The organism is Pseudomonas sp. FH1 (assembly GCF_000510895.2).
Lineage (GTDB): Bacteria > Pseudomonadota > Gammaproteobacteria > Pseudomonadales > Pseudomonadaceae > Aquipseudomonas > Aquipseudomonas azotoformans_A.
In genome coordinates, this window is sequence record NZ_AOHM01000129.1 from 323140 (window position 1) to 343792 (window position 20653).

Annotated in this window: 18 protein-coding genes; 14 read left to right on the top strand and 4 right to left on the bottom strand. The window is 61.7% G+C overall.

Annotated elements, in window-relative coordinates; translation table 11 throughout:
• Window positions 1-7 precede the first annotated feature (7 nt).
• Together H096_RS29320 and H096_RS29325 are read right to left on the bottom strand one after the other, a co-directional pair.
• Window positions 8-1402 (bottom strand): ATP-binding protein, encoded by a 1395-nt coding sequence (locus H096_RS29320; RefSeq protein WP_033902757.1) that lies wholly within the window; start codon window positions 1400-1402, stop codon window positions 8-10.
• On the bottom strand, window positions 1399-2109 hold the full coding sequence (locus H096_RS29325; RefSeq protein ID WP_033902758.1) for a response regulator: 711 nt from the start codon (window positions 2107-2109) through the stop codon (window positions 1399-1401). The genes H096_RS29320 and H096_RS29325 overlap by 4 nt, the downstream gene beginning before the upstream one ends.
• 198 nt (window positions 2110-2307) lie before the next feature.
• On the opposite strand from H096_RS29325, the gene H096_RS29330 reads away from it, so the two are divergent.
• The 14 genes from H096_RS29330 (at window position 2308) to H096_RS29395 (ending at window position 18772) form a co-directional block, all read left to right on the top strand.
• The gene (locus tag H096_RS29330; RefSeq protein WP_033902759.1) at window positions 2308-4689 is read left to right on the top strand and encodes a TonB-dependent siderophore receptor; all 2382 of its coding nucleotides are present in this window, start codon (window positions 2308-2310) and stop codon (window positions 4687-4689) included.
• Between the two features lie 3 nt (window positions 4690-4692).
• Complete coding sequence (locus H096_RS29335) at window positions 4693-5373, top strand: Fe2+-dependent dioxygenase (protein WP_033902760.1); 681 nt, start codon at window positions 4693-4695, stop codon at window positions 5371-5373.
• Between the two features lie 28 nt (window positions 5374-5401).
• Window positions 5402-6514 carry an ABC transporter substrate-binding protein gene (locus tag H096_RS29340; protein WP_033902761.1) on the top strand — a complete coding sequence of 371 codons (1113 nt, stop codon included), beginning with the start codon at window positions 5402-5404 and terminating at the stop codon, window positions 6512-6514.
• The gene (locus H096_RS29345) at window positions 6511-7569 is read left to right on the top strand and encodes an iron ABC transporter permease (RefSeq protein ID WP_033902762.1); all 1059 of its coding nucleotides are present in this window, start codon (window positions 6511-6513) and stop codon (window positions 7567-7569) included. Before H096_RS29340 ends, H096_RS29345 begins: the two co-directional genes overlap by 4 nt.
• On the top strand, window positions 7566-8351 hold the full coding sequence (locus tag H096_RS29350; RefSeq protein ID WP_033902763.1) for an ABC transporter ATP-binding protein: 786 nt from the start codon (window positions 7566-7568) through the stop codon (window positions 8349-8351). The genes H096_RS29345 and H096_RS29350 overlap by 4 nt, the downstream gene beginning before the upstream one ends.
• Window positions 8352-8456: 105 nt before the next feature.
• Window positions 8457-9101 (top strand): glutathione S-transferase N-terminal domain-containing protein, encoded by a 645-nt coding sequence (locus H096_RS29355; protein ID WP_033902764.1) that lies wholly within the window; start codon window positions 8457-8459, stop codon window positions 9099-9101.
• Between the two features lie 101 nt (window positions 9102-9202).
• Window positions 9203-11644, top strand: a complete 2442-nt coding sequence (locus tag H096_RS29360; RefSeq protein WP_033902765.1) for a penicillin acylase family protein — start codon at window positions 9203-9205, stop codon at window positions 11642-11644.
• Window positions 11645-11769: 125 nt separating this feature from the next.
• Window positions 11770-12774 (top strand): ligase-associated DNA damage response exonuclease, encoded by a 1005-nt coding sequence (locus tag H096_RS29365; RefSeq protein ID WP_033902766.1) that lies wholly within the window; start codon window positions 11770-11772, stop codon window positions 12772-12774.
• Window positions 12771-14405 carry an ATP-dependent DNA ligase gene (locus H096_RS29370; protein WP_033902767.1) on the top strand — a complete coding sequence of 545 codons (1635 nt, stop codon included), beginning with the start codon at window positions 12771-12773 and terminating at the stop codon, window positions 14403-14405. Before H096_RS29365 ends, H096_RS29370 begins: the two co-directional genes overlap by 4 nt.
• A gap of 188 nt (window positions 14406-14593) precedes the next feature.
• On the top strand, window positions 14594-15373 hold the full coding sequence (locus H096_RS29375; protein WP_033902768.1) for a transporter substrate-binding domain-containing protein: 780 nt from the start codon (window positions 14594-14596) through the stop codon (window positions 15371-15373).
• Window positions 15374-15430: 57 nt separating this feature from the next.
• Window positions 15431-16159 (top strand): ABC transporter permease, encoded by a 729-nt coding sequence (locus H096_RS29380; protein WP_010212412.1) that lies wholly within the window; start codon window positions 15431-15433, stop codon window positions 16157-16159.
• A complete protein-coding gene (locus H096_RS29385; protein ID WP_033902769.1) occupies window positions 16156-16866 on the top strand; it encodes an ABC transporter permease in 711 nt (236 codons plus the stop codon). Before H096_RS29380 ends, H096_RS29385 begins: the two co-directional genes overlap by 4 nt.
• A gap of 9 nt (window positions 16867-16875) precedes the next feature.
• Entirely contained in the window at window positions 16876-17994 is a 1119-nt protein-coding gene (locus tag H096_RS29390) for a succinylglutamate desuccinylase/aspartoacylase family protein (protein ID WP_033902770.1), read from the top strand.
• Between the two features lie 13 nt (window positions 17995-18007).
• Window positions 18008-18772 carry an ATP-binding cassette domain-containing protein gene (locus H096_RS29395; RefSeq protein ID WP_033902771.1) on the top strand — a complete coding sequence of 255 codons (765 nt, stop codon included), beginning with the start codon at window positions 18008-18010 and terminating at the stop codon, window positions 18770-18772.
• Here the strand turns inward: H096_RS29395 and H096_RS29400 are convergent.
• A complete protein-coding gene (locus H096_RS29400) occupies window positions 18765-19967 on the bottom strand; it encodes a HAMP domain-containing sensor histidine kinase (RefSeq protein WP_033902772.1) in 1203 nt (400 codons plus the stop codon). The two genes, H096_RS29395 and H096_RS29400, sit on opposite strands and share 8 nt — an antisense overlap.
• Window positions 19951-20628 carry a response regulator transcription factor gene (locus H096_RS29405; protein WP_033902773.1) on the bottom strand — a complete coding sequence of 226 codons (678 nt, stop codon included), beginning with the start codon at window positions 20626-20628 and terminating at the stop codon, window positions 19951-19953. Before H096_RS29405 ends, H096_RS29400 begins: the two co-directional genes overlap by 17 nt.
• Window positions 20629-20653: the final 25 nt, after the last annotated feature.

Sequence of the window (20653 nt, forward strand, 5' to 3'; positions counted from 1 at the left end):
AGCCCACTTACTGTGGTGAGCGGGCTCTCCACAAAAGCAACGCCACCTCAAACCCCCCACCTTCGCGATTACGCAAACTCAACCGCCCGTCATGCGCCTTGGCGATGGTGTGAGCGATGCTCAACCCCAAGCCATACCCGCCGGTCTCGGCATTGCGTGAACCTTCCACCCGATAAAACGGCTCCAGCACCTGCTCCAGCTGTTCTTGGGGAATCCCCGGCCCCCGATCGCTGATGACGATCTTCAAGCTCTCCACCTGGTCCTCGACGCGAACCACCACATCGCTGCCATAGCGCACCGCGTTTTCCAGCAGGTTCTGCACACAACGCTTGAGGCTACGGGCATAACCCGGCAGTGGCTGTTTGGCCCGGCCTTCGATCACCACATTTTCGCCCACATCTTGCAGATCCGCCTGCAAGCTTTGCAGCAAGGCGTTGATATCGATGTTCTGCCGTGCCTCGTTGATTTCGCCACTGCTGACAAAGTCCAAGGTGCTGGAGACCATGTGCTCCATTTCTTCCAAGTCACTGCGAAAACGCTCCTTGGTGCGGTTGTCTTCCAGCATTTCCGTGCGCAGGCGCAGGCGTGTGATCGGTGAACGAAGGTCGTGGGAAATAGCCGCAAGAAACCGCGTGCGCTCGGCGATATTGGCGATCAGCCGCTGTTGCATGGCATTGAACGCCTGGGCAGCACGGCGTACTTCGGTGGGGCCGTCCACCGATAACGGCGGGCGCTGGATATCCCGCCCCAGGGCTTCGGCCGCCTTGGCCAGCGCGTTGAGCGGACGGATCGCCAGGCGCACCGCCACCAGCGCGATCAACACCAGCACCAGCACCCGCAGCAAATAAATGCGCATGACGTAATCGAACAGCAGGTCCAGCGGTGAAGTGCTGGTCCAACCCTGTTCTTCGCTGGCATCCACCTGCAACCAGCGGCCGTCAGGCAGGCGCAGGTCGATCAGAAACTGCCCCACCACCGGTTTGGAACCGAGCAGGGTCGACAGCCCGGCGGTTTGCCCCTCACCATCCACCAACGACAGGCGCAACAGGATCAGGGTCTGGGCGTAGCCGGTTTTTTCCGACAACACCTTCTTGATCAACCGTTCGGTGGGCCGGTCGCTGTCGTGAAGCGTGCTGGGCGTATTACTGGCCTGATCGCTGAGGGTCAGGCGGAAGGTCGGCGTGTCGAGCATCTTGATCAGCTGGTCCGCCTGTTGCGGGTCGCTGTGCACCAGGCGCACCACGTCCGCCAGGCGCGTGGCGATCAAGCGCGCCGGAATTTCCAGCACCTGCCCATGGCGACGGTCGTACCAGATGCTACTGGTCAGCGCCTGCGCCGCGAGCATGCCGCTGACCAAAATCAGCACCAGCCGCCCGAACAACGAACGCGGCAGCAGTCTCACGACTCCAGCACCACGTCGTCGGCGGTGAGCATGTAGCCTTCGTTGCGCACGGTCTTGATCAAATGGGCCGGCAGTTGCGAGCGCAGACGGCTGACGCACACGTCGATGGAGCGGTCGAACGGCGTGCTGTCCTTGTCGAACACGTGGTTGAGCAAAAAGTCGCGGCTCAACGGGCGATTGGGGTGCTGCAACAACAGGCGCAACACGCGGTAATCCGAGTTGCCCAGGCTGACCACCACACCCTCCGGCGACAGCAACTGTCGCGCCCGCGTGTCGAGCTGCCAGCCGGCAAAACGGATGCTCGGCGCTTCATCCAGGCGCGCGCGGTCGGGAAAGCTCTGCACCCGGCGCAACACCACCTTGATCCGCACCAGCAGTTCGCGTGGGTCGAACGGTTTGGGCAGGTAATCGTCGGCGCCAATTTCCAGGCCGACGATGCGGTCGATCAACGAACCTTTGGCCGTGAGCATCACCACCGGGATGTTGGAGTTCACCCGCAGTTCGCGGCACAGGCTCAGGCCGTCTTCGCCGGGCAGCATCAGGTCGAGGACGATCAGGTCAATGACATTCAGCGCCAGACGACGGCGCATTTCCTTGCCGTCGGCGGCGGTGGACACCTGGAAGCCAGCGTCGCTCAAGTAGTCGCAGAGCAACTGGCGGATTTGCTGATCGTCATCAACGATCAGCAGGTGGTCTTGCTTGGCCATGGGCAGTCAATCCGAAAAACAATGAAACGCAGCAAATAGCCGAAAGTTCAGCCAGCCGTGCAGGCAAATGTAATGGAATGTTGTAGGAAACCATAATCACGCATCAGCGATACAAACCTGGGGTATGGCAGGGGAAATCGCTCTTTAGACTACCGAACCTAAATGAGAGTAATTGTAATTTAGACTCGGAAGCCACTCATGTCATTGCCCACACCTCGCAGCCACACGCTGCACACTACTCTGGCGCCGATGTTCGGCCTGCTGGCTGCCGGCAGCGTCGTACCGGTTGCCTTGGCTGACGCGCCAACGGCCACGTCCAATGACTCGGTGCTGAGCCTGCCGGAAATCAAGGTTGATGGCGAAGCCACCTCCACCTTCAAGGTGGACCGGGTGACCTCGGCAAAAATCAGCCAACCGCTGCTGGACGCCCCGCAAAGCGTGACCATCGTGCCGCAGCAGGTGCTCAAGGAGCAGAACGCGCAGACCCTGCAGGAAGTGTTGCGCAACGTGCCGGGCATTACCTTCATGTCCGGCGAGGGCAACCTGGGCTGGGGCGACCTGTTTTCGATTCGCGGGTTTTCTTCCGAGCAGAGTCTGACCGTCGACGGCGTGCGCGATGCGGGCATGTCCACCCGTACCGACACCTTCAACCTGCAACAGGCGGAAGTGTTCAAGGGCACCGGCTCCATCGAATCCGGCGTGTCCGCCGTGGGTGGCAGCGTCAACCTGGTGAGTAAAGAAGCGCACTTGGGCGACGCCAACCGCGTCTCCGCCGGTATCGGCACCGATGCCTACCGCCGTCTCACCGCCGACCTGAATAAACAGATCAACGACACCACCGCCGTACGCGTCAACCTGATGAAGCACTACAACCAGGTGGCCGAACGTGACGACGTGGACTACGACCGCTGGGGCATTGCCACCTCGTTCGGCTTCGGCCTGGGTACTGACACGCGCTTCTTCATCGACACTTTCTATCAGAAAGACACCAACACCCCGGACGGCGGCGTGCCGATCCAGCGTGGGACGAATGGCGACCGCATGCCCGGCGTGAAGCGCTCCAACTGGTACGGCGACTCCAGCCTCTACACCCAAGAGAACAAAACCACCTCGCTCACCGCACGCTTCGAGCATGACTTCGACTGGAATGACGCCAACCTGCGCAACCAGACCCGTTGGGAACGCAGCGACAATTTTGCCGTGCTCTCCCCGGCGCGCTTCTTCGCCGCCAATGCCAACGGCCAGAAGACCTGCACCGGCACCCGCTGTGCGACCTTGGGCTACACCGGTGTAGGGCCGATCAGCCAAGTGCCGGGCAGCACGGTGAATGCCTACACCGATTATGTAAATAACAGTAATACCGCCTACGGCATCCTGCGCGGCAGTGACTTCGGTTTGTCCAAGCGCTACACCATCCTCGACAACCAGACCGACTTCAATTTCAACCTCACCACCGGCAGCCTGCAGCACGCCGTGGTCAGCGGCCTGGAGTTCTATCACGAGACCTACGGCGGCCTGAAACGCAACGCCAAGGTGCCGGCCGGCGACATGTTGTTTGACATGAACGACCCCAGCCACAGCTTCGCTAGCACCTACGTGACCAAAGGCGATGGCGACCCGCGTTCGGTGATCGACAACGCCGGGATCTATCTGGGCGACACCATCACCCTCAACGATCAGTGGCAAGTGCTGGGCTCGTTGCGCTATGACAACTGGCGCGCACAAACCAGCCAGCGTGGCCAGGCCAGCATCAGCAGCACTGACGGTGCCGTCAGCGGTCGGGTTGGCGCGGTGTTCAAACCGCTGCCCAACGGCAGTATCTATGTGTCCTACAGCGAAGCGGCGCAGCCGTCGGCACTGGGCGCATCGACCAACAACCAGATCTACGGCGCGGCCAGCACCAGCAACTACAGCCCGGCCAAGTCCAAGACCTATGAACTGGGCACCAAGTGGGACATTGCCCACGACAGGCTCAACGTCACGGCGGCGATCTTCCGTACCGAACTGGACAATGCCTGGGAATACCAGGACGGCGAATCCGCCCCGGTACGTGCCTTGCCCGCCAAGCGTGTAGACGGCATCGAACTGGGCCTGCAAGGCAATATCACCCCGCGCTGGACCGCCTACAGCGGGTTCTCGGCACTCAAGAGCACCCAGACCAAAGGCATCAACAAAGGCGCCGAAGCCAAGAACGTCCCCGACCTGACCGCCAACCTGTGGACCACCTACGCCGTCACCGACGCCCTGAGCCTCAGCTACGGCGAGCAATACGTGGGTCGACGCCGCTACACCGACAACAAGTACGCCGGCGGCTTGAACAACAACAGCAGCTACGCCAATGGCCCGTCCGGCGTGTACGCGATCTACACCCGCGACCACGAAAAAGCCCCCGGCTACTGGCTGAGCAACCTGGCCGCGCAATACAAGGTGAACAAGGACACCACGGTCAACCTCAACCTCAACAACGTGTTCAACAAGTTTTATTACAGCCAGGTCGGCGCGTCCCTCGACGGCTTCCAGCTCTACGGCATCCCAGGTGCCGGGCGCACCCTCACCGCCAGCGTCGACTATGAGTTCTAAACCGTGTTGATCGAAATCCCGGCGCTGCTCAGCGCCAGCGAAGTCGAAACCATCGTGGCCACCTTGCTCGATCAGCCCTGGGTTGACGGCAAGGTGACCGCCGGACAGCGCTCGGCCATGGCGAAAAACAACCGACAGTTATCGGAAGATTCGCCAGTGGCCCTGCGCATCGGCGAGCAGATTCTGGCGCGGCTGTCGAATAACGCGCTGTTCATGTCGGCCGCCCTGCCCAAGCGCATCTACCCGCCGCTGTTCAACCGCTACAGCGGCGGTGAAGCGTTCGACTGGCATATCGACAACGCCATTCGCGGCATCAAGGGCGTGCGCGAGCGGGTGCGCACCGACATCTCCGCCACGCTGTTCCTGGCCGAACCGGCCCATTACGACGGCGGTGAGCTGGTGATCCGCGACACCTTCGGCGAGCACGCGGTGAAGCTGCCCGCCGGGCACCTGCTGATCTACCCCGGCAGCAGCCTGCACAAGATCAACCCGGTGACCCGTGGTGAACGCATCGCGAGTTTCTTCTGGATCGAAAGCCTGGTGCGCGAAGACAGCCAGCGCCAGTTGCTCTTGGACATGGACGTCGCCATCCAGACCCTCACCGTCCAAGACGCCGACCACCACGCGCTGCTGCAACTGAGCGGCGCCTATCACAACCTGTTGCGGCGCTGGAGCGATGTCTGATGCGCCGCCTTCACCTGGAGTCCCTGCCATGTTGAAACCCCGTCACCTGCTCAAGTTGGGCGTGCTGTTCGGCGCCCTGGTCCTCGGCTATGCCGAAACCGCTGCGGCCCATGAAGTCACCGACGTGCTGGGCCGCAAGGTCGAAGTGGCTGACAACGTAAAACGCGTGGTCCTCGGTGAAGGCCGGTTGATTTCGGCGTTTGCCCTGCTGGACCGCGACGCGCCGTTCCAACGCATCGTCGGCTGGCAGAACGATTTGAAGCTGCTGGACCAGCACACCTATAACGCCTACGTGGCGAAATTTCCCACGGTGAAAGACATCCCATTGATCGGCCAAGCGTCGGAGCAAAGCGTCAGCGCCGAGGAAATCCTCTCGCTGAAACCTGACCTGGCGGTGTTCAGCATTTCCGGCCACGGCCCTACCGAACACAGCCCGGTCGCCGATGTGCTGGCCAAGGCGGGCATTCCCGTGCTGTTCGTCGACTTCCGTATCAATCCGGTGCAGGGCACCCACACCAGCATGACCGCCCTGGGCCAGGCGTTGGGGCGTGAAGCCCAGGCCAAGGGGTTCCTGGATTTCTATGACCAGCACATCAAGGTGATCACCGATGCGGTCGCCACTTTGCCGGCGGGGCCGCGCCCGAGTGTGTTCCTCGAACTGCTGGCCGGGGCCTGGCAAGCGCCGGGGCACACCACCGGCAAAAGCGGTATGGGTGAAGTGATCAAGCTGGTGGGCGGGCGCAACATCGCCGCCGACGTGGTGCCGGGGGCGCTGGGGGATATCAGCGTGGAGTACGCGCTGAAGGCGGATCCGGATATTTATGTCGCCACCGGTAACCACAAGCCTGGGCTGATCCTGGGGGCTGGCGTCAGCAACGACGAGGCGCGTGAAGCCTTCGACCGAGTGCTGGCACGCCCGGAATTCGCCAACCTTCGCGCCATCCGCGAAGGCACTGCCCACGGCCTGTGGCATGACTTCTACAACTCGCCGTACAACCTGCTCGCGATTGAGTCGTTGGCCAAATGGGTGCACCCAGAACTGTTCGCCAAGCTGGATCCGCAGGCGACCATGGCGCAGATCAACGCGCAGTTCCTGGGGATGCCGTTGCAGGGTGCCTATTGGATCGACACCCCTAAATGACCACCCAGACCCTCGACCTCGCCAGCGCCACCCACGGCTACCGCCGCCTGCTGGCGCGGCGTACCTGGCTGCTAGGCCTGCTCGGTACCGCACTGGTTTGCGCCATTCTGGTGGACCTGGCCAGCGGCCCGTCGGGCATGGGCCTGCTGGCCTTGCTCGACGGTATCCTGCACCCGTCGCACCTGAGCGCCACCGACCAGGTGATCATCTGGAACGTGCGCCTGCCCTACGCACTGATGGCGGTGTTGGTGGGCTGCGCGTTATCGCTGGCCGGGGCCGAGATGCAGGCGATCCTGAACAACCCGCTGGCCAGCCCGTTCACCCTGGGCGTGTCGTCGGCGGCAGCGTTGGGCGCGTCGCTGGTGATTGTGTTTCCGGTGACAACGCTGTGGGTGTCGGCCAACACGGCGATTTCCATCTCGGCCTTCATCTTCGCCGCTGCCTCGGTGTTTTTGCTGCAAGCCATGTCGCGCCTGCGCGGCGCCGGGGTGGAAAGCCTGGTGCTGTTCGGCATCGCCCTGGTGTTCAGTTGCAACGCGGTGGTGGCCTTGCTGCAACTGGTTGCCACCGAAGATGTGCTGCAACAACTGGTGTTCTGGACACTGGGCAGCGTGACCCGCGCCAACTGGGACAAGCTCGGCATCCTGGCCCTGGTGGTGGCGGTCGTCATGCCGTTTTCCTTTGCCGCCGCACCGCGCCTGACCCTGTTGCGCATGGGTGAGGACCGCGCGCAAAGCTTTGGCGTGGATGTAAAGCGGTTGCGGTTTTTCTCACTGCTGCGCATCAGCCTGCTGTCGGCTACCGCCGTGGCCTTTGTAGGCACCATCGGATTTATCGGCCTGGTCGGCCCGCATATCGCGCGGATCCTGGTGGGTGAAGATCAACGTTTCCTGTTGCCGGCCAGCGCCTTGACCGGCGCGTTGCTGCTGGCGCTGTCGTCGATTGCCAGCAAGTTGATCATGCCCGGTGTGATCGTGCCGGTGGGCATCGTCACCGCGTTGGTGGGCGTGCCGATTTTTGTGGTGCTGGTGTTCAAGCGCGGGAGGCAGTTATGAGCGAAGGTTTGAGCGTACACAACGCCCAGGTAAGTTACGGGCGCCGGCAGATCGTGCACGACCTGAGCCTGCCCACCCTGCCCCATGGCAGTTTGACCGCGCTGATCGGCCCCAATGGCGCCGGCAAGTCCACCCTGTTGCGTGCCGTGGCCGGGCTGGAAAAGATGCAAGGCGTCGTGCGATTGGGTGACCTTGACCTGTCGGCCATGTCCGTCGCCGAACGTGCGCGACGCGTGACCTACATGCCGCAGAACCTGCCGCCGGGCTTGAGCCTCAGCGTGATGGAAAGTGTGATCGCCGCCCTGCGCGTGGCGAGTGTCGAGGGCATTCCCTTGTCCAGCGATGCGTGCCTGCTTGAAGCCTTCGACGCCTTGCAGCGCATTGGCATCGCGCATTTAGCTGATCAGTTGCTGAGCACCCTCTCCGGCGGCCAACGCCAACTGGTCAGCCTCGCGCAGCTCATCGCCCGTCGCCCCCAGGTGATGCTGCTGGACGAACCCACCAGCGCCCTCGACCTCAATTACCAACTGAAAGTGATGGACTGCGTACGCGGGCTGGTGCGCGAACACAACTTGATCGCCGTGGTGGTGCTGCACGACATCAACCTGGCTGCGCGCTTCGCCGACCATATCGCCGTGCTGCGCCAGGGACGTTTGTACGCCAGCGGCGCGGCGGACGAAGTGCTCAATCCACTGCTGTTTGCCGAGGTGTATCGCGTGCGGGCGCGCATCGAGCGCTGTTCGCAGCAATCGTTGCAGGTGCTGGTGGATGGCGCTTTTTGATTTGCTTCTAAGGGTATGCGCAAATGTTTCATTGAATTTTCGCACACCCAACATTACCTATACCTACAGGCATCCGCTCAAGCATCACCACTTTTGGAGAGCTTCATGATCGACCTGTATTACTGGACTACCCCTAACGGTCACAAAGTATCGCTGTTCCTGGAAGAAGCCGGCCTGCCCTACAAGGTGCATCCGATCAACATCGGCCAGGGCGACCAGTTCAAGCCTGACTTCCTGAAGATCGCTCCCAACAACCGCATTCCGGCCATCGTCGACCAGAACCCGACCGACGGCGGCGCGCCGATTTCGCTGTTTGAATCCGGCGCAATCCTGTTGTATCTCGCGGAAAAAACCGGCCAGTTCCTTCCAACAGACTTGCGCGGTCGTCAGGAAGCGCTGCAATGGCTGTTCTGGCAAATGGGCGGCCTGGGGCCGATGGCGGGTCAGAATCACCACTTCAGCCAGTTCGCACCGGAAAAAATCCCTTACGCGATCAAACGTTATGTGGACGAAACCGCCCGCCTGTACGGCGTGCTGGACCGACGTTTGGCGGACCGTGCATTCGTGGCGGGTGAGGCCTACAGCATTGCCGACATGGCGATCTACCCATGGATTGTTTCCCACAAGTGGCAGAGCCAACGGCTGGAAGATTTCCCACATCTGCATCGCTGGTTCAACAGCATCAAGGAACGGCCGGCAACAGTGCGTGCCTATGAGCTGGTGCAGAAAGTGAACCCGCCCAAGTCTTGATACGCAATTCCTGAAAATAAGGCATAGCTCCTGCTTGCGTCGTTTCGCCGCGCTCACTAACGTAGCGCCTTTACTGACGCTACCCCCGCAGGAGCTTTGCCATGGCCTCGCCAGCCCTCTCACATTTTCTTCCCCGGTTCGGCGTTGCCGCGGCAGTGGCCAGTGCGTTAAGCCTGGCCGGTTGCCAGCTCCAGAGCACCCAGGACACCCTGCCACCGGTCGCCGGCGTGCAGCCGATCAAAGGCCTGGCACAGAATGTTTCCGTGCGCCGCAATGCCCAGGGCATGCCGCTGATCGAAAGCAACACCTTCCATGACGCGCTGTTCAGCCTCGGTTATGTACACGCCAGTGATCGCATCACCCAGATGGTCACCTTGCGCCTGCTGGCCCAGGGCCGCCTGGCAGAAATGTCCGGGCCCGAGGTGCTGGATGTCGACCGGTTCATGCGCGCGGTCAACCTGAAGAAAAGCGCCGGCGAGCTGTACAACGCCTCAAGCCCGCGCCTCAAGCGCTTCTTTGAAGTGTATGCGCGTGGCGTCAACGCCTACCTGTTCCGCTACCGCGACAAGCTGCCGCCGGACCTGGCCCAGGCCGGCTACAAGCCCGAGTACTGGAAGCCGGAAGATTCGGCACTGCTGTTCTGCCTGCTGAATTTCAGCGAGTCGGCCAACCTGCAGGAAGAAATTGCCTCGCTGGTGCTGGCGCAGAAAGTCGGCGTCGACAAACTCGCGTGGCTCACGCCTAGCGCGCCGGACGAAGCGATCCCGTTGGCCGAGGCCGAGAAGCTCAAGGGCGTGAACCTGGGCCAGATCACAGGTCTGGCCGGGCTGGACGCGGTCAGCCAGCAACTGAGCAGCCTCAATTCGCTGGCAGTGACCACCTCAAGTAACTGGGCCATCGGCCCGCAACGCAGCCGCAGCGGTAAAAGCCTGCTGGCCGGCGACCTTGCCGCCCAGCCGCAAGCGCCGTCGCCGTGGAGCTACGTGCAGATCCGCGCACCGAAATACCAGGCCGTGGGCGCCTCGATTGCCGGCCTGCCGACGCTGTTGTCCGGCTTCAACGGCAACGTCGCGTGGAGCATGAGCACGGTCAAAGGCGACACCCAGGACCTGTTCCTGGAAAAGGTCAAACGCCAGGGCAGCGCGTTGTACTACGAGAACAACGGCAAATGGTTACCCGCCGGGGTGCGTAACGAAACCTTCTTCGTCAAAGGCCAACGCTCCATTCGCGAAGTGGTGTACGAAACCCGCCACGGCGCCCTGCTCAACAGCAGCCAGGCGCTGACCACCGGCCTGGGCCTGGCGCTGCAAACCGCCGACTTCAAGGACGACAAGAGCCTGGATGCGTTCTTCGACCTGTCCCGTGCGAAAAACGCCGGCAAGGCCTCGGACGCCACCCGCGAAATTCGCGCCATTGCGCTGAACATGATCTTCGCCGACGCCAGCAACATTGGCTGGCAAGTCACCGGACGCTTCCCCAACCGTCGCGAAGGCGAAGGCCTGCTGCCGTCGCCGGGCTGGGACACGCGGTTTGACTGGGACGGCTACGCCGACGCAATGCTGCACCCGTATGACCAGGACCCGGCCCAAGGCTGGATCGGCACCGCCAACCAACGCACCGCGCCCCGCGGTTATGGCATGCAGCTGTCCAACTCTTGGGATGCGCCGGAACGTAGCGAGCGTCTGGCGCAACTTGCCAATGCCGGCAAGCATGACAGCCGCAGCATGATTGCCATGCAGTACGACCAGACCACCACCTTCGCCGCCAAGCTCAAGACCATGTTCCAGGCGCCAGGCATGGCCCAGCCGCTGAAACAGGCGATTGACTCGCTGCCAGCCGCTGAGCAGGCCAAGGCACGTGAAGCACTGGGCCGCCTGATGGCTTTTGACGGCCGCTTGGTATCCACCTCCGCCGACGCGGCGATCTATGAACTGTTCCTGCAGGAAAGCACCAAACAGATCTTCCTCGACGAACTCGGCCCGGAAAACAGTGCCAGCTGGAAGGCGTTTGTCAGCAATGCCAACCTGTCCTACGCCGCCCAGGCCGACCACTTGCTGGGCCGCGAAGACAGCCCGTTCTGGGACGACGTGCGCACCCCGCAGAAAGAAGACAAACCGGCGATCCTCGCCCGCAGCCTGGCCGCCGCAATCACTAATGGCGACAGCCAGCTGGGCGCCGATCACAAGGCCTGGCAGTGGGGCAAGTTGCACACCACCACCTGGAAAAATACCAACGGCCAGGTGATTCGCGGTCCGCTGGCCTCCGGTGGTGACCACAACACCCTGAACCCGGCGCCGTACAGCTGGGGCCAGGACTTCCGCACCACCCAGGTGCCGGCGCTGCGCATGATCGTCGACTTCGGCCAAGTGGAACCGATGATGGGCCAGGGTGGCATCGGCCAGTCCGGCAACCCGGCCAGCCCGAACTATGCCAGTGGCATCGACCCGTCGCTCAAGGCGCAATACCTGAGCTTTCCGATGCAGCCGCAGAACTTCGAGAAGGTGTATGGGAAAACCCGGTTGACCCTGACGCCGGGCAAATAACCGGAAAAGCGTGGGCTGGCTTTTACTGTGGTGAGCGGGCTTGCCCTGCTCACTACAATAGTTAATCGAACTTCCGCTCGCCAGCCCGCCTCCTACCTGATAAGCCCATCGCCCCCGGCACGTCCATGGACCTTGTCATCGCCCGCCCCGAAGGCCTCTACTGCCCCGCCGGAGATTTCTACATCGACCCCTGGCGCCCGGTCGAACGCTCGGTCATCACCCATGCCCATGGCGACCACGCCCGCACCGGCAATCAACACTATTTGGCCGCCGCCCCTGGCGAAGGCATCCTGCGTTCACGGCTGGGTCAGGACATCAACCTGCAAACCCTGGCTTACGGCGAGCAACTGGTGCACCACGGCGTCACCTTAAGTTTTCATCCGGCCGGGCATGTCTTGGGGTCGGCCCAAGTGCGCCTGGAATACAAGGGCGAAGTCTGGGTCGCATCCGGAGACTATAAAGTCGAACCCGACGGCACCTGCGCGCCCTTTGAGCCGGTGCGCTGCCACACCTTTATCACCGAGTCGACCTTCGGCCTGCCGATCTACCGCTGGCAGCCCCAGGCGCAGATCTTCGCCGGGATCAACGACTGGTGGCAGGCGAATATCGCCGCCGGCAAGGCCAGCGTGTTGTTCTGTTATTCCTTCGGCAAGGCCCAGCGCATCCTGCATGGCATCGACGCCAGCATCGGCCCGATCCTCAGCCATGGCGCGGTCGAACCGTTGAACCGGGTGTACCGCGAGGCCGGCATCTACATCCCCGAAACCCTTTACGCCGGTGACTTCAAGAAGACCGACCCGCTGCTGCGCCAAGCCTTGATCATCGCCCCACCTTCGGCCGGCGGCAGCAGTTGGATCAAGCGCTTCGGCGACTACAGCGACGCCTTCGCCAGCGGCTGGATGCGCCTGCGCGGTACCCGACGTAGGCGCGGCGTGGACCGAGGTTTTGTACTGTCAGATCACGCCGATTGGCCCGGCCTGTTGTGGGCCATCGAGCAAACCGGCGCCGAGCGGGTGATGGTCACCCACGGGTCTGTCGGCGTATTGGTGCGCCATCTGCGGGAAAAAGGCGTGGATGCCCAGGGCTTCACCACTGAATACGGTGATGACGAAGAAGAGGCCAGCGCATGAAGGCCTTTGCCGAGTTGTACGCCAACCTCGACGCCACCACGTCCAGCAACGCCAAGCTGGCGGCGTTGCAAGCCTACTTCCGCGACGCGGCGCCGGAAGATGCGGCCTGGGCTGTGTATTTCTTGTCCGGCGGACGCCCTCGGCAACTTGTGCCGACGCGCCTGCTGCGTGACATGGCCACCGAAGCGTCGGGCATCGAGCCGTGGTTGTTTGAAGAAAGCTACCAATCGGTAGGCGACCTGGCAGAGACCATTTCCCTGCTGCTGCCGGAATCCACCTACACCTCGCAGGACGGCCTGGCGGTGTGGCTGGAGGAAAAACTCCTGCCGTTGCGTGGCCTGCCGCCGTTGGAATTGGCCGAGCGCCTGCCGGCGTTATGGGCGCAACTGGATCAGCCCAGCCTGATGGTCTGCATCAAATTGATCACCGGCAGCTTTCGCGTGGGCGTGTCCAAGCTGCTGGTCACCCGCGCCCTCGCCGCGATGGCCGACCTGGACAGCAAGCGCGTGGCGCAGCGGTTGGTGGGCTACACCGATCTGTCCAACCGTCCTACAGCCCAGGGCTATTTAAAGCTGATCGCCGCCGAATCCCCCGACGAACATGCACAACGTGGCGGGCAACCGTATCCGTTTTTTCTCGCCCATGATTTGGCGCAACCAGTGGAGCAATTCAACGATTTGCTGGGCTCTCCCGCTGAGTGGCAAGTGGAATGGAAGTGGGATGGCATCCGCGCGCAGCTGGTGAAACGCGACGGCCGCCTGTGGATCTGGTCCCGTGGAGAAGAACTGGTGACCGAGCGTTTCCCCGAACTGCACAGCCTGGTAAGCGGGTTACCCGATGGCACGGTGATCGACGGCGAAATCGTGGTGTGGAAAGACGCGGTGCAACCCTTCGCGCTGCTGCAACAGCGGATTGGGCGCAAGACCCTGAGCAAAAAAGTGCTGGAGGACGCCCCGGTTGCGGTGCTGGCCTACGACCTGCTGGAACATCAGGGCGACGATTGGCGTAACCACACCCAGGCGGAGCGTCGCGCGCAGCTTGAACAGGTGATCGCCCAGTGCAACCAGCCGGTATTACGGGCGTCGCCGCTGTTGACCGGCGCGACTTGGGAAGAACTGGCCGAACAACGCGAAGCCTCGCGCAGCCTCGGCGTGGAAGGCATGATGCTTAAAGCACGCGATGGCCTGTACGGCGTCGGCCGCACCAAGGACATGGGCGTGTGGTGGAAGTGGAAGGTCGACCCGTTCAGCGTCGACGCGGTGTTGATCTACGCCCAGCGCGGCCATGGCCGACGCGCCAGCCTGTATAGCGACTACACCTTCGCCGTGTGGGACGGCCCGGCCGGCAGCGAACGCACGCTGGTGCCGTTTGCCAAGGCCTACTCCGGCCTGACCGACGAAGAAATGCGCAAGGTCGACGCGATTGTGCGCAAGACCACCGTGGAAAAATTCGGCCCGGTCAGCAGTGTGACGCCAAGTATGGTGTTTGAGCTGGGATTCGAGGGCATTGCCTTGTCCAAGCGACACAAGAGTGGGATTGCGGTGCGGTTTCCACGGATGTTGCGCTGGCGGCAGGACAAGAAAGTCGAGGAAGCCGACAACCTCGCCACCCTGCAAGACCTTCTGACCTGAAACAGTGCACTCATTTTTCGATGCCCATTTTCGGGCATCTCCTACACTCAGATCTCCCTTCCCGCACCTTTTAAAACGACCATTCGGAACTATGGTGCAGAAATTGCTACTTGTGATCCGTCTGACACCGTTCAGTAACAGTCCTAAACGCGCCACAAGCGCTTATCTTGGTTTCCAGGGATTACATAATGAAAAAAGCATTGCTGACCCTTTCTGCACTGGCCCTGTGCATGGCCGCAGGTGTAGCCACGGCCAAGGAATACAAGGAATTGCGTTTTGGTGTCGATCCGTCCTACGCGCCGTTCGAATCCAAGGCCGCCGACGGCAGCCTGGTGGGCTTCGATATCGACCTGGGCAATGCGATCTGCGCCGAGCTGAAAGTGAAGTGCAAGTGGGTTGAAAGTGACTTCGACGGCATGATTCCAGGCCTCAAAGCCAACAAGTTCGACGGCGTGATTTCATCCATGACCGTGACCCCGGTGCGTGAAAAGGCCATCGACTTCTCCAGCGAACTGTTCTCCGGCCCGACTTCGCTGGTGTTCAAAAAAGGCGCGGGCTACTCGACGCCAGAGTCCCTCAAGGGCAAGTCCGTGGGCTACGAGCAAGGCACCATCCAGGAAGCCTACGCCAAGGCCGTACTGGATAAAGCCGGTGTGACCACCAAGGCCTACGCCAACCAGGACCAGGTGTACGCCGACCTGACGTCTGGCCGTCTCGACGCCTCCGTGCAGGACATGCTGCAAGCCGAACTGGGCTTCCTGAAGTCGCCGGCCGGTGCCGGTTATGAAGTCAGCGCGGCCATTGACGACCCGTTGCTGCCGTCGAAAACCGCCGTCGGTATCAAAAAAGGTAACACTGAACTGAAGGCGCTTTTGGATAAAGGTATCAAAGCGTTACACGATGATGGCACCTACGCCACCATCCAGAAGAAACACTTTGGCGATCTGAACCTGTACAGCGGCAAATAATGCCTGGAGCGCCCTTCCTTTGGAGGGGCGCTTTTTTATCGCCATAGGTCCTGATTTATGTTCGAAGAATTATTGCAAACCCTCGGGTTGAGCGCGCTCAGCCTGAAGGGTTTCGGCCCGCTGTTGCTGCAAGGCACCTGGATGACCATCAAGTTGTCGGTGCTGTCCCTGGCCGTCAGCGTGTTGCTGGGCCTGCTCGGCGCCAGCGCCAAACTCTCCAGCCTGCCCTTCCTGCGCATTCCCGCCCAGCTCTACACCACCTTGATTCGCGGCGTGCCCGACCTGGTGCTGATGCTGCTGATTTTCTACAGCCTGCAAACCTGGCTGACCGGTTTGACCGATTTCATGGAATGGGAATACATCGAAATCGACCCCTTCAGCGCCGGGGTGATCACCCTCGGTTTTATCTACGGTGCATACTTCACCGAGACGTTTCGCGGCGCGATCCTCGCAGTGCCCCGTGGCCAACTGGAAGCCGCCACAGCCTACGGCCTCAAGCGTGGCCAGCGGTTTCGCTACGTGACCTTCCCGCAGATGATGCGCTTTGCCCTGCCGGGGATCGGCAATAACTGGATGGTGATGCTCAAGGCCACGGCCCTGGTGTCGATCATCGGCCTGGCCGACTTGGTCAAAGCCGCCCAGGATGCTGGCAAGAGCACCTACCAGCTGTTTTACTTTTTGGTACTCGCGGCGTTGATCTACCTGTTGATCACCAGCGCGTCCAACTTCGTCCTGCGCCGCCTTGAACGTCGCTACTCCGCTGGCGCCCGGGAGGCCGTGCGATGATCGAACTCTTGCAGGAATACTGGCGCCCCTTCCTTTATAGCGACGGCCAGCACATCACCGGCCTGGCGATGACGATGTGGTTGCTCACGGCCGCGCTGGTCATCGGCTTTCTGGTGTCGATCCCGTTGTCCATCGCCCGTGTGTCGCGCAAGCGCCTGGTGCGTTGGCCGGTGCAGTTCTACACCTACCTGTTCCGGGGCACGCCGCTCTATATCCAACTGCTGATCTGCTACACCGGCATCTACAGCCTCGCCGCCGTGCGCGAACAACCGTTGCTGGATGCGTTCTTTCGCGACGCGATGAACTGCACCATCCTGGCCTTCGCCCTCAACACCTGCGCCTACACCACGGAGATTTTTGCCGGGGCGATCCGCAGCATGGCCTACGGTGAAGTCGAAGCGGCCAAAGCCTACGGCTTGAGCGGCTGGAAGCTCTACGCCTATGTGATCATGCCGTCGGCATTGCGCCGCTCGTTGCCGTACTACAGCAATGAAGTGATCCTGATGTTGCATTCGACCACGGTGGCCTTCACCGCGACGATCCCCGACATCCTCAAAGTGGCGCGGGATGCCAACTCGGCTACCTTCATGACTTTTCAATCATTCGGAATCGCTGCGCTGATCTACCTGACCGTGACCTTCGCCCTGGTCGGTCTGTTCCGGTTGGCGGAGCGTCGTTGGCTGGCCTTCCTCGGGCCGAGCCATTAAGGAGTTTTCATGCGTCATCAGGTCCATGAACTGATCGCGCCGGTGCCAGGCACGGCACGGCAGATTCACAGTTTTCACTTCGGCCCGGAGCAGGCTGAAGGCAAGATCTACATCCAGTCGTCGCTGCATGCCGATGAGCTGCCGGGCATGCTGGTGGCTTGGCACCTGAAGGTGCGGCTGGCTGAACTGGCGGCGGCCGGTCGCCTGCGCAGCGAGATTGTGCTGGTGCCCATCGCCAACCCGGTGGGCCTGGAACAGGTGCTGATGGATATCCCCCTGGGCCGCTATGAGCTGGAAAGCGGGCAGAATTTCAATCGCCTGTTTGTCGACCTCAGTGAAACCGTGGGTAATCAAGTCGAAGAGCTGCTTGGGGAGGATCCCCAGCACAACGTCGAGTTGATCCGCGCCGCGCTGTCCACCGCCCTCGCTGCGCAAAGCGCTGAGACCCAACTGCAATCCCAGCGCTTGGTGCTGCAACGCCTGGCATGTGACGCCGACATGGTGCTGGACCTGCATTGCGACTTCGAAGCCGTGGCGCACCTGTACACCACGCCCGAGGCCTGGCCGCAGGTTGAGCCGTTGGCGCGTTATATCGGCTCGGAGGCCAACCTGCTGGCGACCGACTCCGGCGGGCAATCCTTCGATGAGTGTTTCACCCTGGTGTGGTGGCAGTTGCAGCAACGCTTCGGCGAGCGCTTCCCGATCCCCATGGGCAGCTTTTCGGTGACCGTAGAACTGCGTGGCCAAGGCGACGTCAACCACGGCCTGGCCGCCCTCGACTGCCAGGCGATCATCGATTACCTGATTCACTTCGGCGCCATCGCCGGTGACGTCGCACCGCTGCCCGAGCTGCCCTACCCGGCCACACCCCTGGCGGGCGTTGAGCCGGTGGCTACACCCATGGGCGGCCTGCTGGTATTCCGCGCCCTGCCGGGTGAGTACCTGGAAGCCGGACAACTGATCGCTGAAATCATCGACCCCATTTCCGACCGCGTAACGCCCGTGCATTGCCGCAATGCCGGCCTGCTTTACGCCCGTTCGCTGCGCCGCATGGCCACTGCCGGGATGGTCATCGCCCATGTCGCAGGCCTTGATGCCTACCGCAGCGGCTATCTACTTTCGCCTTGAGGATGCACGCCCCATGTACAAATTGACCGTTGAAGGCCTGCATAAAAGCTATGGCGACAATGAGGTGCTCAAAGGTGTTTCGCTCAAGGCCAAGACCGGTGACGTGATCAGCCTGATCGGCGCCAGCGGCTCGGGCAAGAGCACCTTTTTGCGCTGCATCAACTTCCTGGAAACCCCCAACGACGGCGCCATGACCCTCGACGGCCAGCCGATCCGCATGGTCAGCGACCGCCACGGCATGCGCGTGGCCGATGATGCCGAACTGCAGCGCCTGCGCACGCGCCTGGCCATGGTGTTCCAGCACTTCAACCTGTGGAGCCACATGAGCGTGCTGGAGAACATCACCATGGCCCCGCGCCGGGTGCTGGGCTGCTGCAAGAAGGACGCCGAGGACCGTGCCCGTCGTTACTTGGACAAGGTGGGCTTACCGGCACACGTGGCGGATCAGTACCCGGCGTTCCTCTCCGGCGGCCAGCAGCAACGCGTCGCCATCGCGCGCGCCTTGGCCATGGAGCCAGAGGTGATGCTGTTCGACGAACCCACCTCGGCCCTCGACCCGGAGCTGGTGGGCGAAGTGTTGAAGGTGATCCAGGGGTTGGCCGAGGAAGGCCGCACCATGATCATGGTGACGCACGAAATGAGCTTTGCACGCAAAGTGTCGAGCCAGGTGTTGTTCCTGCACCAAGGCCTGGTGGAGGAACAAGGCGCGCCGGACGATGTGCTGGGCAATCCGAAGAGCGAACGGTTACAGCAGTTCCTCAGCGGCAATCTCAAGTAAACCTGACGTGAGCTCGGAAGGTATGCAGCGTGCGCCGGGTTTCAAGGCGCCAGCCGGCATGGGTGCAGGCGCGCGAGACGATTTCCAGGCCAAAGCCGAAGCCCGGTGACGCGAGCTGGTCCACCCGGTTATTCAGGATGACTAGATGCTGCTCCGTGAGGACCACGCGGATTTTCCCGGCACCGTGCTGAACAGCGTTACCCAGCAGGTTCTGCACCACGCTGCGGGCGATCGCCTCGTTGGCCAGGGTGATCGTCGGCGCACCGGCAAACACCCGCGCACCGGCGGCATGGGGGTAAAGCAGCTGATATTTCTCGATCTGTTCGGCAACGACAGCGGCCAGGTCAATCGCCTCATGGGGCAATTGCCGCGGTTCACGGGCCAGGGACAAAAACAGCTCGATCGTCATTTTCATCCCGGCCAGGGCAGCTTCCATGCGCAACAGGCTACGCGCTGATTTTTCCGCGTTGCAGCCTGGCAGGCGCAGGATCGCCAGGCAGTTGTTCAAGATACTCAGGGGCGTGCGCAACTCATGGCTGACGTGTCGGGTGAATGCCTTTTCCCGCTGCAACGTGCTGTGTTGCTGGGTTACAAGTGAAGACAGCGTGCGGCTCAAGGTGCCGATCTCATCCTGGCGATCAAAGCCGCTGAACCGGACCGGCCCAGGCACGGCATCCGCGACTTCCGCCGCCAACTGGCTCACTGGCTGGGCAATGGCCCGGGCAATGGCGATGGCCAGGATGGCGCCAAGGATCAGGATCAAGCCTGCGACTGCACACAACAGTCCGAAAATCTGCGTGCGGTAGCCTTCAGTCTGGCTGAGCTTGGATTCATCCAGTAACAAGACCAGCAACGCGGACTCGCCGCCAACGGCACTCACCAATACGTGCACATCCCCTTTCGCAAGTTCGTGGTGCCCCGGCGGCAGGTTCAGGGCAACCAAAGGCAATGTGGGGTCCGTCGACCAATAGCCTTTCAGGTAGATCGCGTTGGGCATTGGCGCGGCACGTCCCACCTGGGCGTGTTTACCCTGAAACGCCTCGGCCTCCAGGTTCAGATAGCTCTCGACGATGTAATCCTCGGTGACGGCGACTGCGAGCCAGATCAGCAGGCTATAGAACCCGGTGATCAATGCCATGAACGGCAGCAGGGTGTAGAGGATTCGCGTGAAGAATGAGTCAGTGGGGAATAGCAAGGCGGTACCCTTTCCCGTGGACAGTCCGGATCAGATCATTGCCGTAGGGTTTGCCCAGGGTTTGCCTCAGCCGGTAAATGTAGGTGCGTAGCGCATCACTGTCCGGCGGATCGCCGTCGGGCCACAGTGCGGTTTCAAGCTTGTGTCGGCTGACCGGCTCCGGCGCCACATCAGCCAACAGGTTCAACAGGCTGAACTGAAGGGCGGGCAATACCTTGACGGCACCGTTGTGGCGCAACGATTGAGAGGCCGGGTCGATGATCAGGTCGCCCAATTGCCGGGGACTTCGCGGTTTGCGCGGCGCCCCACGGCGCATCAGCGCACGGATGCGCCAGATCAACTCCTGGGGCTCGAACGGCTTGATCAAGTAATCGTCACCGCCGGCTTCATAACCCTCCTCCTTATCAGGGAGCGCATCGCGGGCGGTCAGGAACAGGACCGGCGTTTCATTCTGCTCCCGGCGCAATTGGCGACAGGTGTCAAAACCGCTCATACGGGGCATGGCGACATCCATCACAATCAGGTCGTATTCATGCTGGCGGACACGTTCCAGGCAACTTCGCCCATCACGCGCGAAGTCCACTTCGTAACCAAACTCGCCGAGATAATCTCCCAACGAACCTGCCAATGCGTGATCATCTTCCACCAGTAATATTTCCATAAAGACAAACTCCAAATTCGCACAA